Source organism: Pseudomonas sp. NPDC099000, assembly GCF_044759925.1.
In the GTDB taxonomy this organism is placed as follows: Bacteria; Pseudomonadota; Gammaproteobacteria; order Pseudomonadales; family Pseudomonadaceae; genus Aquipseudomonas.
Window position 1 is genome coordinate 341281 of the sequence record NZ_JBIWAF010000002.1, and the last position, 14861, is coordinate 356141.

The 14861-nt window shown below is 58.8% G+C and carries 17 protein-coding genes, 1 tRNA gene and 1 pseudogene; 10 read left to right on the forward strand and 9 right to left on the reverse strand.

Translation table 11 applies throughout. The features are described 5' to 3' along the window. Positions 1–252: 252 nt before the first annotated feature. Positions 253–1878: an NADP-dependent glyceraldehyde-3-phosphate dehydrogenase gene (locus ACIQV9_RS03755; RefSeq protein WP_403098251.1), complete on the forward strand. Its 1626-nt coding sequence runs from the start codon at positions 253–255 to the stop codon at positions 1876–1878. 180 nt (positions 1879–2058) lie between these two features. Further along, positions 2059–2276 (forward strand): annotated as a pseudogene (locus ACIQV9_RS03760) (FUSC family protein); the annotation flags it as partial. A gap of 7 nt (positions 2277–2283) precedes the next feature. On the opposite strand, the gene ACIQV9_RS03765 reads toward ACIQV9_RS03760, so the two are convergent. After that, positions 2284–3177, reverse strand: coding sequence for a DMT family transporter (locus ACIQV9_RS03765; protein ID WP_403098253.1), 894 nt, complete (start codon positions 3175–3177; stop codon positions 2284–2286). A gap of 135 nt (positions 3178–3312) precedes the next feature. On the opposite strand from ACIQV9_RS03765, the gene ACIQV9_RS03770 reads away from it, so the two are divergent. Both ACIQV9_RS03770 and ACIQV9_RS03775 read left to right on the forward strand, forming a co-directional pair. Further along, a complete protein-coding gene (locus ACIQV9_RS03770) occupies positions 3313–3750 on the forward strand; it encodes an Lrp/AsnC family transcriptional regulator (RefSeq protein WP_010461024.1) in 438 nt (145 codons plus the stop codon). Positions 3751–3807: 57 nt separating this feature from the next. Continuing rightward, positions 3808–4137 carry a YceK/YidQ family lipoprotein gene (locus ACIQV9_RS03775; protein WP_403098255.1) on the forward strand — a complete coding sequence of 110 codons (330 nt, stop codon included), beginning with the start codon at positions 3808–3810 and terminating at the stop codon, positions 4135–4137. 59 nt (positions 4138–4196) lie between these two features. On the opposite strand, the gene ACIQV9_RS03780 is transcribed toward ACIQV9_RS03775, so the two are convergent. Next, the gene (locus ACIQV9_RS03780) at positions 4197–4868 is read right to left on the reverse strand and encodes a Bax inhibitor-1/YccA family protein (protein ID WP_008006561.1); all 672 of its coding nucleotides are present in this window, start codon (positions 4866–4868) and stop codon (positions 4197–4199) included. Positions 4869–4991: 123 nt separating this feature from the next. On the opposite strand from ACIQV9_RS03780, the gene ACIQV9_RS03785 reads away from it, so the two are divergent. The 6 genes from ACIQV9_RS03785 (at position 4992) to ACIQV9_RS03810 (ending at position 8086) form a co-directional block, all read left to right on the forward strand. Further along, positions 4992–5079 (forward strand) — tRNA-Ser (locus tag ACIQV9_RS03785). A gap of 205 nt (positions 5080–5284) precedes the next feature. Next, positions 5285–5494, forward strand: coding sequence for a hypothetical protein (locus tag ACIQV9_RS03790; RefSeq protein ID WP_403098257.1), 210 nt, complete (start codon positions 5285–5287; stop codon positions 5492–5494). Positions 5495–5661: 167 nt separating this feature from the next. After that, entirely contained in the window at positions 5662–5898 is a 237-nt protein-coding gene (locus ACIQV9_RS03795) for a hypothetical protein (protein WP_403098259.1), read from the forward strand. A gap of 171 nt (positions 5899–6069) precedes the next feature. Continuing rightward, on the forward strand, positions 6070–6396 hold the full coding sequence (locus tag ACIQV9_RS03800; protein ID WP_403098261.1) for a hypothetical protein: 327 nt from the start codon (positions 6070–6072) through the stop codon (positions 6394–6396). A gap of 231 nt (positions 6397–6627) precedes the next feature. Further along, positions 6628–7356: a hypothetical protein gene (locus ACIQV9_RS03805; RefSeq protein ID WP_403098263.1), complete on the forward strand. Its 729-nt coding sequence runs from the start codon at positions 6628–6630 to the stop codon at positions 7354–7356. Positions 7357–7378: 22 nt separating this feature from the next. Beyond that, positions 7379–8086: an SOS response-associated peptidase gene (locus ACIQV9_RS03810; RefSeq protein WP_403098265.1), complete on the forward strand. Its 708-nt coding sequence runs from the start codon at positions 7379–7381 to the stop codon at positions 8084–8086. Here the strand turns inward: ACIQV9_RS03810 and ACIQV9_RS03815 are convergent. Genes ACIQV9_RS03815 through ACIQV9_RS03845 form a run of 7 tightly spaced genes read right to left on the reverse strand, consistent with a single transcriptional unit; the run spans position 8083 to position 14813 of the window. Beyond that, a complete protein-coding gene (locus tag ACIQV9_RS03815) occupies positions 8083–8313 on the reverse strand; it encodes a hypothetical protein (protein ID WP_403098269.1) in 231 nt (76 codons plus the stop codon). The two genes, ACIQV9_RS03810 and ACIQV9_RS03815, sit on opposite strands and share 4 nt — an antisense overlap. A 52-nt stretch (positions 8314–8365) precedes the next feature. Next, entirely contained in the window at positions 8366–8791 is a 426-nt protein-coding gene (locus ACIQV9_RS03820; protein ID WP_403098271.1) for a cell wall hydrolase, read from the reverse strand. A 58-nt stretch (positions 8792–8849) separates the two neighbouring features. Continuing rightward, a complete protein-coding gene (locus tag ACIQV9_RS03825; protein ID WP_403098273.1) occupies positions 8850–9200 on the reverse strand; it encodes a tail fiber assembly protein in 351 nt (116 codons plus the stop codon). Then, a complete protein-coding gene (locus tag ACIQV9_RS03830; protein WP_403098275.1) occupies positions 9200–10201 on the reverse strand; it encodes a hypothetical protein in 1002 nt (333 codons plus the stop codon). Before ACIQV9_RS03830 ends, ACIQV9_RS03825 begins: the two co-directional genes overlap by 1 nt. A gap of 23 nt (positions 10202–10224) precedes the next feature. Continuing rightward, on the reverse strand, positions 10225–10902 hold the full coding sequence (locus tag ACIQV9_RS03835; RefSeq protein ID WP_403098277.1) for a hypothetical protein: 678 nt from the start codon (positions 10900–10902) through the stop codon (positions 10225–10227). Next, on the reverse strand, positions 10902–11213 hold the full coding sequence (locus tag ACIQV9_RS03840; RefSeq protein WP_403098604.1) for a hypothetical protein: 312 nt from the start codon (positions 11211–11213) through the stop codon (positions 10902–10904). Before ACIQV9_RS03840 ends, ACIQV9_RS03835 begins: the two co-directional genes overlap by 1 nt. Before the next feature lie 15 nt (positions 11214–11228). Beyond that, positions 11229–14813 carry a host specificity protein J gene (locus ACIQV9_RS03845; protein WP_403098608.1) on the reverse strand — a complete coding sequence of 1195 codons (3585 nt, stop codon included), beginning with the start codon at positions 14811–14813 and terminating at the stop codon, positions 11229–11231. Between the last annotated feature and the right edge of the window lie 48 nt (positions 14814–14861).

The following is a 14861-nucleotide window of genomic DNA, read 5'->3' on the forward strand; positions in this document are numbered from 1 at the left end:
GTGTGGTGCCCCTCAACGCCGAGCACCTTTTTTATTGTGATCACACACAGGTCAACACCAAGGCACCGACACGGGCGGGTTGAGGGCATTGGGGGCCAACTAGGGGGCATCTGAGGCCATGAGCGTAGGTGGCTGCAATTCCACGATCGAAAACCCTGAAACGCCGAACGATGAGATGAGTCATGACAAGCGAGGCCGAGGTCTGCTAAAACGATTCATCAGTTCATCACCCAATCCAGACGGGGTAGCGACATGACCACAGCACATATCCTTGGCAACCTGTTTCCCGACTCAAGTGACATCCCGGAAAAATACCGCCTCGACGGTCAGACCGAGCAGCGTGAATACCTGGTCGATGGCGAACTGAAAACCTGGTCCGGCCCCCTCGCCCAAGTCCGCAGCCCGGTGTACCTGACCGGCGAAAATGGCGATGAACAAGTGATCCTCGGCAGTACGCCGCTGCTCGATGCAGAAACCGCATTGACCGCGCTCGACGCCGCCGTCCGCGCCTATGACCGGGGCCAGGGTTTGTGGCCGACCATGCGCGTGGCCGAACGCATCCAGCACGTCGAAACGTTCCTGGGCCGCATGCGCGAACAGCGTGAGGCGGTGGTCAAGCTGCTGATGTGGGAGATCGGCAAGAACCTCAAGGACTCGGAAAAAGAGTTCGACCGCACTTGCGATTACATCGTCGACACCATCAACGCCCTCAAGGAACTCGACCGCCGCTCCAGCCGCTTCGAGCTGGAACAGGACACCCTCGGGCAGATCCGCCGCGTTCCACTGGGTGTCGCCTTATGCATGGGGCCTTACAACTACCCGCTGAACGAAACCTTCACCACGCTGATTCCGGCGCTGATCATGGGCAACACCGTGGTGTTCAAACCGGCCAAGCTGGGCGTGTTGTTGATTCGTCCGTTGCTGGAAGCCTTCCGCGACAGCTTCCCGGCCGGGGTGATCAATGTGATCTACGGCAGCGGCCGCGAGACCGTCAGCGCACTGATGGCCAGCGGCAAGATCGACATCTTTGCGTTTATCGGCACCAACAAAGCCGCCAGCGACCTGAAAAAACTGCATCCGAAACCTCACCGCTTGCGCGCGGCACTGGGCCTGGATGCGAAAAACCCGGGCATCGTGTTGCCGGAGGTCGATCTGGACAACGCGGTCAACGAAGCGGTGACCGGCTCGCTGTCGTTCAACGGCCAGCGTTGCACCGCGCTGAAAATCCTTTTCGTCCATGAAGACGTGGTCGAGTCGTTCATCGAAAAATTCAACGCCAAACTGGCCACTCTGAAACCGGGTATGCCATGGGAAAGCGGTGTTGCGCTGACGCCGCTGCCGGAAGCGAGCAAGGTCGATTACCTGCACTCGCTGGTTGCGGACGCGGTCAGCAAAGGCGCCAAGGTGGTGAATCCAAATGGCGGTGAAGCGCGGGCGTCGTTCTTCTACCCGGCGGTGTTGTTCCCGGTGACGCCGCAGATGCGCGTCTATCAGGAAGAGCAGTTCGGCCCGGTGGTGCCGATCGTGCCTTACCGGCATCTCGATACGGTGATCGACTACGTCCTGGAATCGGACTTCGGCCAGCAGTTGAGCATCTTCGGTACCAACCCGGTGGCGGTCGGTCGACTGGTGGACACCTTTGCCAACCAGGTCGGCCGGATCAACCTCAACGCCCAGTGCCAGCGCGGCCCGGACACCTACCCGTTCAACGGCCGCAAGAACTCCGCCGAAGGCACATTGTCGGTGCATGATGCGCTGCGGGTGTTTTCGATCAGGACGCTGGTGGCGACGAAATTCCAGGAAACCAACAAGGAACTCATCAGCGAGATCATCAGCGGACGCAGTTCGAGTTTCCTGACCACCGATTACATCTTCTGAGGACACCGAGCCTGAACACGTTCAGGGCCCATCGACTGCCATCGCTGCTGCGCCGGTTACTACGTCCGTTGCTGGACCCGTACCGGCGCTATCGCTACGCCAAACTGACCCACGCGGTTCGGGTGTCGCTTGGGTTGTTGGCATCGATCATGCGGACCACCGGCATCAACCTGCCCCACACGACAGATTCGCATGCAACTGATCGGCATCGCCCGGGCACTGAAAACCGGCGCATCGCGGCGGCTCAGTCGCCCCGTCGATGTGCCGGTCAATTCAAGTCTTGAAGCACCGGTCTACACCCCGCTGGATGGCTATCGGTTACTGATCAGCCAGTTCGCTTCGAACATCGGCGAGATGCGCCAGCGACTGGCAAAGACCCGCCGCACTGGAACATCTGACGCCCGCTTATTGAGTCACCGCCCGACGAAATTTCAAGCCCCAGCCCTGCTGCATGCCAGCGGCGGCCAGCAGAATCGCGGCAACACCGATCCATTGCAGCGGCTCCAAGCGATGGCCGAAGGCAAACCAGTCAACGAAAATCGCCGCAATCGGGTAGATAAACGACAACGCGCCGGTCAGTGCCGTCGGCAGTTTCTGAATCGCGCCGTACAGCAACACATACATCACGCCGGTGTGGACAATGCCCAGCGTCACCAGACTGGCCCAGGCACTGGGCGCTTGCGGCAACGCTGAAAAGTGTGCAAAAGGTGCGAGCAACAGCACCCCGGTGCTGACCTGGATCAGGGCAATCAAATGCGGTGGCGTGCCAGTCAGGTGTTTGATGATCAGCGCCGCAATCGCGTACAGAAACGCAGCCCCCAAGGCCAGACCGATGCCCATCAGGTAATCGTTGCCCCCCGCGCCCTGCTCGCCATGAGCGCTGACAATCGCCAGCATCCCGAAAAACGAAATGCCCAGCCAGAACAGCTTTTGCAGGGTGATTTTCTCGCCCAGAAACAGCGCCGCCAACCCGACCAGCATGAACGGCTGGACGTTATAAACCGCCGTACCGATGGCAATCGACGCATGAGAATAAGAGGCGAACAACAGCACCCAGTTGCCGACAATCGCAACCCCGCTGAGCACCGCCAGCAGGAAGGTGGTGCGGGTCAGAATGCCCGGGCGCAGGAAGCCGAATACCGCGCAGATCAACAACAGCGTGCCGGCGCCGAACACGCACCGCCAGAACACCACGTCCAGCACGGGCTGTCCGGACACCAGCACGAACCAACCGATGGTCCCGGAAATCAGCATGGCAGCGGTCATTTCAAATGAACCGCGACGTATGGTTTTGTCCATCATCAGACTCCTGTGATTGAGCCCAAATTATGCCAATCCGTCCAAGGGCTTCTCCAGCGAAAAAAGCAGGCTAAACTCGGATTCTGCCTTTTTTATCAAGGCGTATTCCGTCAACTGCCTAACAGGGGATTTGCCATGACCGACGACATCGACCAAGTGCTCATCACCGCATTAATGGACGACTCACGCCGTTCGCTCAAGGCTCTGGCGCAGATCAGCGGCCTGTCCTCACCCAGCGTTGCCGAACGTTTGCGTCGACTCGAAGAGCGTGGCGTGCTCAAGGGCTATACCGTCGAAATCGACCCCAAGTGCTTCGGCTATCAACTCCAGGCCATCGTGCGGATCCGCCCGCTGCCGGGCCAGTTGCAGGAAGTCGAGCGGCAGATTCAGGCCATTCCCGAATTCACCGAGTGCGACAAAGTCACCGGCGACGACTGCTTCATTGCGCGCCTGCATGTGCGCTCGATGGAACAACTGGACACCCTGCTCGATCGTCTCAACACCCACGCCGAAACCAACACCGCCATCGTCAAGAAAACCCCGGTCAAACGCCGCTTGCCACCGATGGCGTGAGTGCGGTTTTGATTCGAAACGCGTAAATTGACAGTTTTCCGGCGAAGGATTGGCGGTATGAAAACTCAGTCAATGTTACTCGCGGTGCTGATGCTCGCGGGTTGCGGCACGGTACAAACAGTGGTTCGCGGTGACGAAGTGGCGGCGAAGAGTCTCAAGGAGCACAAAAGTTACTGCGGTGCCGTTCCCCGTATCTACAGCGGCGTGACCTACGATTTCTGCATGCTCAACGCGCCCCTGGAAAAAGGACGTGATGCACAGGAGCATGACAATGCTCCGGCCATTGTCCTCATCGATGTGGTCATTTCCGGCGCCCTCGATACGTTGCTCCTGCCCTATACCATCTACCGCCAGCAGGCCGATGGCAGCATTATCATCACGGAATGAGCCCGAATCTCAGACAATAAAAAACCCGCCTAGGCGGGTTTTTTACTTAAAGCCTGCGATTAATCATCGCGGCTCATGATGCCGAACAGCTGCAACAAGCTGACGAACAGGTTGTAGATCGATACATACAGGCTGATGGTCGCCATGATGTAGTTACGCTCGCCGCCATGAATGATGGCGCTGGTCTGGAACAGAATGCAGACCGAGGAGAACAGCACGAAACCTGCGCTGATCGCCAATTGCAGGCCGCTGATCTGGAAGAAGAAGCTCGCCAGCGTCGCACCCAGCAGCACGAAGAAGCCTGCGGTGATGAAACCACCGAGGAAACTCATGTCCTTGCGGGTGATCAGCACGTAAGCCGACAGACCACCGAACACCAGCGCGGTCATCGCGAACGCCGAACTGACGACTTCAGCGCCGCCCTGCATGCCCAGGTAGCGGTTGAGGATCGGGCCGAGCAGGAACCCCATGAAACCGGTCAGGGCAAATGCCGACACCAGGCCCCAGGCCGAGTCACGGAGCTTGTTGGTGAGGAAGAAAAGCCCGTAGAAACCGATCAGCACCACGAAAATGTTCGGGTAGCCGACACGCATCTGCTGAGCGACGAACGCCATCACGCCGCTGAATGCGAGGGTGAGAGCGAGCAAGCCGTATGTGTTGCGCAGGACGCGGCTAACCTCTAGCTGCTCAGCCTGCACGCTGTTATTAACTGCGTAATCCTGTTCGCGCATGGCGACACTCCTGTTGGTTTGAAACGTTCAGTCGCAAAGATCATAACAGACGCTCTGTAACAAGCCATATAGAGAGTTTGACAGTGTGTTTCATTCAGGTATTATGGCGCCCGCAACGCAAACGGAGGTGTGGCCGAGTGGTTTAAGGCAACGGTCTTGAAAACCGTCGACTGTAACAGGTCCATGAGTTCGAATCCCATCGCCTCCGCCATATTTGTACCGACAAAGCCCTGATTATTCAGGGCTTTGTCGTTTCTGGGGTTTGGCGATAATCTCGCCTCCGGGCATGCGTTCCATAACTATTATGGAAGTGTTCCATAACTAAGCAGCGGAACCCCTTCTCCGGCGTCCTGCCGATCGTTAAACATCCTTCATGTAACGTGATGCTACGCTGTCCTCAAAACCGAGGATTTGCGATGCCACATTCAGACCTTCTCCCCTCCCTGCTGTACAAAATCAACGAAAACCAACTCGCCCTTGAAGCCGCCATCATGGAACTCACCTTGCTGGTTGAAAGCCAGGGCTCAACTACAGCGGGCAACAATGTTCGCGGCGCCTTGGGCGTGATCGGCCAGAATGAGGAATTCATCAAGATGACGCTAGCGGTCATGATGACGCCAGAGTAATCCGCCGACGGGTCGCCACTGACGTCGTGGCGGAAAAACTTTACCCCGAACTGGAAAGACTTTTCCGCGCACCGATGCCCCTGAAACAATTTGCGCCGATCGCCACCAGTCTCCTACCGTCCCTAAGGCCTACAATGGGTAATCACCACCCAAGGAGCATGATCACCATGACTTCCCCACCGCTCAACCCGTTTGCCAATTGGCCCAAGCATCACCTGATGTTCGTGTCACTGCGCGACGGCGGGGATACTCCGGAAAAACTCGCCCCAGCCGTCGCAGCCGCTCATGGCATCAGTGTCGAAGAGCTGAAAGCGCAGTGCCGGCGGACCGGTGAGGAGTGGATCGCCCGTGACGGCGGCCTGGGTGAAATCAACCGACGCGTGTATGACTGGGCGAAAGGTTAAGACCAGCGCTACCCATAAGGCACCCTATGTTCAATCGGCCCCGACACCTGGTCCCAGTGCGGTGGCTCTTTTCTGGCGGTGCGGAAACCATCACGGCCGGGGCTGGTCTACCAAGACCCGGCCCTCTGGTTTGCCGTCCAGTCCGCCACTTGCGAAAAGGAACGCACCCCGATGCCCTTCGCCTATGAAGGCCCCGCCACGGTCACCGTCATCGCGTTATACCGCAGCCGGCCGCCGAGCGAACTGACCACCCTGGAGTTGCCGGTGGTACTGAGTGACACGGACTCCGGTCACGCCCGGATCGACTTCGGTCATTACCTGCAAGGCCCCAAGTACGCCAATGCACTGCGGGTGGTCTTGCCTGACGGCCAGCGGCTGCACGGGCGGATTATCGACGGGCGCAACGAGCCCTTAGGTGGCTGGCTGGAATTTCACATTGAGCCGCATGAGCTTGCCTTGGACTCGCCGGCCAATCTGAACGGCTGGCAATGGGAATGAGCACCCGTGAACCCACCGGTGATCCGGTGCCCCCCCCCTTGGACCGGCCGGCGGCGAAGCGTACCCAGGAATTATGAGCGACAGAGACGCCCTTCGCGTGCGCCGAGTCCACGGCGTTGCGACCGAACACCGCCCGGACATCCAGCGACTGCTCGTCGCCTCCTCCTCGCCTGAATCCCGCCGCTAGATTACTGTACATACAACCAGTATTTGTACAGCGAACCCGTTACCATGAATTTCGACCAGGCCAAAGCGCTGAGACTTCAGCAGTGGCGCTCGACCCTCGATAACCACGAATTCCGAATGCAGAACCCGGAGGCACACCGCCAGACCTTGCACGCCATGAGCCAAACCTTGGCCGCCGAGGGTCTAGTCGATCCGCTTGAAAAGTTCGACATGAATGAGCTGGCGAACGCCGCGTACTGGCACGCCGTGGAAGAGCTGATCAACTCGCCGCCGCGCTACTGCGGTGCGTCTTCCTATGATGTGGTGCTACGCGGGACCACCACCATATTCGGGCACATCGGCCGCTCCATTTTTTATGACGCCAGCTCGCTTGCGGATCCTCGGCGGTCTGGCTACGACGGCAAGATCTATCCGGATGCCGGCGGTGCGAACCTGATTTTTAATGCCTCCGGAGTCAGCGCACGAATCACCGGGCTCACGCTGACTATGCCCGATGGGCGACGGTATGACCTGATCGAGACTCAGCGTGTGGTCGAGGGCGTCACCTACCAACCGATCGACGATCCCGACCTGTACCGCGTGCTGCTCGATACGGCGCAGCTCGCCCAGGAGAGCCACAACCTGCGCGCTTTCGAAAAAGCCCGGCCACTGCTTGAACTGGCGAACTTCTGCACCTGCCCGACCTGCCTGGATCACTTCGGTCAACGCGACGACTGTCCGACCTGCAGCGGAAACGGGTTTGTAACGAAGCCCGCTGTCACCGGTCTATCCTGAATACACGGCCGAGGGTGCAAGCATGTGCGGACGTCTGTCCCAGTACCGGGGTATTCACGACTTCGTGGCGGCGTTGAGCATGCCCGGCGCACTGGTCAACAACACCGGTGACCAGCCCTTCGAGCGCTACAACGCCGCACCGACTACTCAGCTCGCCCTCTTCCACCTGGAGGAGAACGTGCTGCACGCTGACATGGTGCGCTGGGGCTGGCGACCGCACTGGGCAAAAGACCGCGCCGCGCCGATCAATGCCCGGGTTGAGAAGGTCGCCCACGGTCCGTTCTTCCGCGCGATATGGCCACATCGGGCAATCATTGCGATCGACAACTGGTTTGAATGGGTGGACGAAGGCGGACCGAAGAAGCAGCCATACCTGATTCGTCACCGTGACAGATCACCGATCCTCTGTGCTGCAATCGGTCAATACCCGAATGCCGAGCATGGACCTGGCGAGCACGACGGCTTCGTCATCATCACCGCTGACAGCGCCGGCGGTATGGTGGATATTCACGACCGGAGGCCGGTAGTGTTATCACCGGAACTGGCCCGGGAATGGCTTGACCCGGCCACGCCGAAGGAGCGTGCCGAACAAATGGTGCTGCTCCAGGGGGAGCCGACAGAGGCCTTCGAATGGTTCAAGGTTGACCGCTTGATAGGCAACGTGCGCAACCAAGGTCCTGATTTGATCAAGCCAATTGAGCCAATGACTCAGGGCGAGGACTTGTTTTAAACCGGTACAAGCGCTCTCAGTCGTTCCTCGGTCGCACAATCGAAGATGACATAAAGACGATCGATGGTAGCCTCATTCAATGCTCGGGCCGATTCCAAGCCAAGAACAAATCCTTCGGCCCGTGCGCCCGCCTTGGCCGCAACGATCATAGAATCCGCTCGGGATATCTGAGCAAGAAGCTTGTCGGCTTCACGCTCGATCTTTGGGCTCAGCTCTAAACCTTCCATAGCGCTACCTTATTTCAAATGACTGCCCCACAAGCATAGCGGCACGCGTGCCTCACGGCACATCCTTGAAGAAGACGTGACCACCAAGCCTCACTGTCTGCTTGGCCTTCGCTGCCCAGCCCGGAGCCTTCTTCATGGTAATGGCGTAATAGTGCGTGGCGCCGCCAGTGGGATCCGGCAATTTGCCGTCGATCACCTGGTCAGCAGCTATGCGCGCTTGAGCAAGCTCACGAAACGGAATCGCTTTGGCGCCGATCAAGGACGGATAGTTCGGGTCGCTCTTGTTCCAGCAGCTGAACTGATACGGTGCCTGGCAGACACCGGCATAGCCCTCGCCCCACCACGACTTGGCCTTGCCGTCGTACACACGGTTGCGAATCGTCCAGGCCACGGCGATCTGCCCGGCCAGGCTTTCTCCACGCCCTTCGCCCCACAGCGTACGGGCAAGGATGTCGCGGTCTCTTTCAGTAACGGACATCACTTTTCTCCAGGCAAAAAAATACCCGCTCAATGGCGGGCTACATCTTCGGTTCGGGTTATGTCGGAATGGTTGGCCAGGTGATCACTTCAGGATAACCAGCCTGCTCTGAGAGCCTGTTGAGGTCAACCCGATACCTCTTCCACTTCTTCAGTAATGCCGATTCAGCCGGAGTCGCTTCGTCGATGTCTACGGCGTCTTGCAGTGGCCTGATTGAATAATCAGCACTCGACCGAAGATTTGCCGACTGAATAGCAATATCCGCCTTGATCTGATCCTCAGTCCTTGGCAGCTCAACAAATTCGGAGTCATCCATGACCGTGCCGCCGTTTGCTGCGGCGTACTCGTAGATGTTGACATCGGGGGCTACGACCTGCTTAAAGCCCTCGATTGTTTTGATGATCAGCATCAGTTTTTGCCTCCGACGATTATCACGTTGATCACAGAAAAGTCCCGGGTGCTTCCACCCGGCACGCCGGTGACAATCCTGACTTTGTTCTGCGTACGAGTTGAGCCGTTGGCCCCGTTCTCATAAACGATTGCCTGAACCGCCGAGTCATCGCACGCCATACCTACTACTGAAAACGCGGTGTGATCCATAGGGGTCGCGAAGTTGATGTCATAAATGCCAGTCGATACCTTGGTGATGGAAGCCACGTTGAAGTTGTTGACGATCGAAGGACCAGAACCAACAAACATTACTGATGCGTTGATTAATCCTTGCTTGCTACCAGTGATCTTTGCCGCCAACGCAGCAACCAAATCAGTCTGATCACTCAGCGTTCCCTTGAGTTTGCCCCACGCCAAGCCGTCGCTTCGGCCCGTGCCACCCTGAGCGATGGTCAGCGGTGTGGTGAGTCCTGACAGGGAAGTAATATCGCCATTCGCCCCCTTCACGGCTCTAGCGCTGACCTGGGCTTGAAGCTTTCCGAATGCCGCAACTACGAGATCGGTTGCGACAACAGGAGTGACATCGGTGGTTACGAAACCTGTGAGCGCAGCACCTAGAGCCCTGGCGTCCGTGAAGTACTTGTTGGTCCCCTCTGGCAGCCCGCCGGTATCCGTTAGGTTTAGCGCGGTCCGAACGCCTGGAAGCGTCGGTGTAACACCGAGCACACCCAGCACGCCGCCGTATTGATTCACCAGCGCACGCAACGCGTCCGCCGAATCCTTCACGTAACCCTGAAGCGGTGCCAGCGCGTAACCACCAGCGGCTGCAGTGGCACCCTGGTACGGAGGCGAGATTGCCAAGGCCGTATCGCTGATGATGTTGATGACTTCGTACCAGCCGCCATCCGGCCCGAGGAAACCATCCCCGACACGGCCATTGACGAAGAAAGAAGTCCCCGTACCGATCACGGCATTGGAATTTTGGGTGACAGAAACCGTCCCGGCTTTGTACCAAGGCATGGAGTACTTCCTAATCGAGGTTGTTAGACGGCGAGTTTTGCGAACACAGCCGGCAGGAAGAAGGCGAAAGGGTTGGAGAATCCATCAGTGACGGCGTACAGCGTCCCGGTGCTGAAGCTCCAGAGGGTTTTGACCAATCGACCAGCAGGAGAGCCAGTCAACATGTTCATGCCGAAGGTGTTGATCAGCATGTATTCGTTTTCCGGGAAGTTAAACGGCACCGTGTAGAAGCTACGAGTGCTGCCGGTTGGAGAGGTCTCCGAACGCACATAGGCCCAGTTCTGAAATGCACGCGTGAACAGCGCCGTCGACGTGCCGGAGTCAAACAACAACTTCGAGGAGCCGTCCCACAACCGCATACCATAAGTTGCTACTGGCTGGGCGCCGAACGTGGCCGCGAAGTACCGTCCGTTCGGCTGGTTGGTGTTCACGTCGTAGGCTCGGACATAGAAACCGGTCCAGTTCCCGGCCGATCCAATCACCTGCATGGCGGTAAGGCCACCGACACCTCCAGTATCAGGCCGGCAAAACACCAGTGGTGGCTCCTGGCTGGTGATGACGCGCGGAAAGAAGGTGGTTGACCCAAGGCCTGACTCCTGCGTCGGCGTATAACGTCCGGTACAGATGACATTGAGCCGCGCAAACTCCGAGTCGATCACCACCTGGTTGCTGTTGTTGACGAAACTGAGGCCAAAACTCATCAGGCAAACCTTATGACCATCAATCGCATGGTCCCACTGGTGGATAAACTCGTTGCGAAGGTGCGTGTGTGGTTGTAGACGCGCGCCACCCCCGACAACATTTCAGTTTCAAACTGCCACGATGCCGCTTCGTTGTACGGCCCGACCGGGATCACGATCGCCACCGAGTTGGAGGCATCGCAACCCGGGACAGCGAAGTCCTGATTTCCCTTCCCGGCAGTTGCAAATGTGACCTGGGTGGATAAAACCACCCGCATGGTGAACGAGTTTTCGTCGACCTGAAGCGTCCCATCGGCGCCCCAAATCCGCATCCCATAAGCCATTTCTCACCCCAAGTAACCAAGACGTACACGCAGCACGTTGTTCACGTCGTAGACGGACACGTTCAGCGAGTTGATGACCAGGCGGCCCTGCCCTGGGACAATACCGTTGATCTCCAGCGTTCCATCCTTGTTGAGGATCCAACCCTGTACACCGGGGATGTAGTTCGTGGAGCTGATGTAACTGCCGATCTTGGCGTTGGTGATGGTGCCGTCGGCGATGAACGCCGAGTTGATGAACACCTGGCCACCCTGAACCGCGAACGGAACCGAGATGGCCCCACCAGCGATGGAGTTGACGACAGCGAATCGGTCGGCGCTTACCAAAAACTGACTTTGCAGTCCCGCGCCGGTGTTCTCGATTCCAAGGCCAATGCCGGCAGCCACGTACTGACCGCCGGCCGACACCTGCATTTTCACCGACCACATGGTGCTCAGCTTGCCCGCGGTATCGGCGTAGGCCGTAGACGTCTGCTGAATGGCCGCAGTGTTCTGCTCAATCGCCGTGCCGTTTTGCCCAACGGTTACGCTGATCTGATCGATCTTCGTCGCCGTTGCTGACTCGTTGGTGGCGACCACCTGTTCCAGCTCGGTGATGTTGGCAGCGTTTTCGCCGAGCTTTGCATCGAAGGTGGTGATGCGCTGCGCGAACGCCTCGTTTTCAGAGGTGCGAACCCGAGATTCCGAAGCGATCGCCGCGGTGCTGGTCCAGCCTTTGAGCGCATCCGCCAGGTCACCTTCGCCGTTGTCATCACGCGATGTTGCACGCAACGCCTCGAACGCGGTTGCCTGGGCGGTGACTACACCATCAATCTCGCTGATGTCAGCTGTATTGAAAGCCACCTGTTGTGCCAGTCCATTCGCTGTCTCGATCGACTGCCCGACATCCAGCCAGTAGGTCGCGTTCGGTGGTGGCGTGTTGATTGGCACTTCGCCCTTGGCCTGAAAGATTTTCCCATCTGCAACAGCCATCTGGTCTTTCTCGTAGACCTGATCCGGTTTGTAGGCGGACAGGCCGTCGAGCGCGTCGATCTGGTCCTGAAGGCCGGGGATTTTGTTGATCTCATCCAGCAGGTCTTGGCCCAGTTCCGTCTCGCCAATCTGACCGGCGATCATTTCCAAAATAGCCGCCGCGTCCGCGCTCGACTGCCCCATGACGCCAATCCCGATCGGGTACCAAGGCCCGATGTTGCCGATGCGGTCGACCAACCGCGCCCAGAAGAAAAATGTAACGCCGGCACGCAGCCCTAGCATCGAGAAATCACTTTGCGGGTATGACAGGTCCGTGAGCTTGGTGGCAGCCTCCAGACTGGTCGTAGGCCCGTACCAGATTTCGGTACGCTGGGTATCCTCCGCATCATCCGGGAAGCCCCATTTGAGGTAGATGCCGAACAGCAAAGGAGTGGCCGTGAGGTATGAAACCGCCGGCGGCAGTCCATCCTTGCCCTTGAGATTCGTCAGCATCGAGCTGCGCCAGATCGACGAGATGTCGAAGGCGCTGACCGCACGGACGCGGGCCAAGTAAGCCCCTGCATAGATGCCGACGACATCCACGCCGGTGGAGCCTGTACGCGGCAGCTTTATCCAGTTGCCGCTGTCTTTGCGCCACTCGACGTCATACGCAACTGCGCCGTTCACCGCCGGCCAGGTGATGGACATGGTGGCCACGGCAATGCCCTGGGACACGACAGAGTTCGATATCACGGTAACGCTCGCCGGTGCCGGAACGACAGTGATCGGAATGACGCTGATCGGCCGCTCTTCCAGCCGTGCACCTGTGTCGATGTAAGCGAACTTGCTCGGGTCGTACTGGACGGCCGATATCTCGAAGACGCCGGGCTCCGGCCGGGACACGCTGGTCACGCGATACAGCGGCACAGCCAGGTCATCGGCATCCAGTGCCCAGACAAGTTCAGGCTCAGGCGCCGCAGAAAAAGCAACCGTCACGGTGACCACGCGCCCCGCCACGGATTGCACGGTGCGGCCCTCACACTTGCCGTTGGGCAGGTTCAGGATCAAACGGTCCCCGGCCTTGGCCTGGGTATCGCGGTCCAGCGTGATAGCGCTGCCCGCAACTGCCGAGATGCGCCCGCCAATCGCGCGGCCGGCCAACAGTTCGTCAGCCACGGGAATGACGTAGCCAGGCAGCGGGATACGACCATCCAGGCCTACACGGAAGTTGATTCCGCGATCTTTCGAATTGGTCAGCAGTGCCCACTTACCGCGCCGCTGCGCTTCCGATTCGCGGGTGCAGCCGATCGCACTGATTTCCAGCGGGTTGTCGCCGTAGCGCCGCTGGAGCTTGGCATCAGTCACTGCGGTGACGTCGGTGTCGTAATTGTTGGCCGGGTTGTCGTAGCTGATCAGGGCTCGGCTGTAGCGAGTGCGCTCCGAAGCGCTCGAGTAAGTGAACTTGCCGTCAATGACATTCGCCCGGGTGTAGGCAAAGTCGAAGTCGGTGGCGCGCGGCATGTCGGACAGCGTGAAGACCTGGCCGTGGGCCCAGTAGGTCATGCCCCGGTAGATTGCCGAGATATCGCGCAGCAGTGCCCAGGCATCGGCTTTGCCCTGCAGGTTCAGGTTGCAGATGAAGCGCGGCTCTTGGCCGCCTTTTCCGTCCGGAACCAACTGATCGCAGTACTGGGCGATCCGGTACAGCTCCCACTTGTCGACCTGCCACGGCTTGATGCGACGGCCCAAGCCGAAGCGGTCATTCACCGTGACGCCGTAGGTGACCCAGGCCGGATTGTCCGTCCAGGCTTCCTTGAGAGTGCCGTCCCAAATCCCGGTATAGCTTCGCGTTTCCGGATTGTAGTTGCTCGGCACTAGCCACTTTCGGGCTTGGCAGTCGATGGTCACCACCGGGATGTTGCGAAACTGCTCGGCCGAGAATTCGATGTAGAGCAGCGCGGTGTTCGGATAACGCAGCTTGGCGTCGATGACTTCGGTGAAGCCAGCGATCTGCATGGTGTCGGCGATTTTGTTGTTGTTTTGGTTCGGCGTAGTGCGGGTGACGCGGAACAGCCAGCCGCTGGTAGCGGCGGGCAGGTCAATGCGACGAGTACGCTCATAGGTGCTGGTCGTCTTACCGTCGACGGCTTCGCTCAGCACTTGCTGATAGGCACCGCCATCGGTAGCCAGCTCAACCTTGTATTCAATCCGGTAACCATTCACGTTGCCACTGGCATCAACCGATTGCAGCGCTGGCCAAGCGAAGCGCAGGCGCACTGCTGACAGTTCGGTGTTGCTGATCGCTCGAACCCACGGCGTGCCGCTGCGCAATTCGATACCCAGTGAGGTCTCGTTCGCGACCGACGGGATGCCCGGAATGTAGCCTTGCTCGACCGACCCGTTGCGAAACTCCCACTTCACGTTGGGGAAGTTCATATTGCCCTGGGGATCTTGCAGCGGCGTGTTGTCGAGGAAGATGTCTTGCGCGGTCGGGTTGCCGGCGAACTCGCCCTCGCCGATCGCAATCAGGATCTTGGCCATGGCCACCGAGCGCAGACTGTCGGGTGCCTCAGTTGGGGTTTTCGGCTTGTCCGATCCGCCCTTGGCGCCGTAGATATCATGCTGCTGTGCTGCGCCCATGCTTTTCTCCAGGCAATAAAAAACCGCCTCATGGGCGGCTGTGTTGTT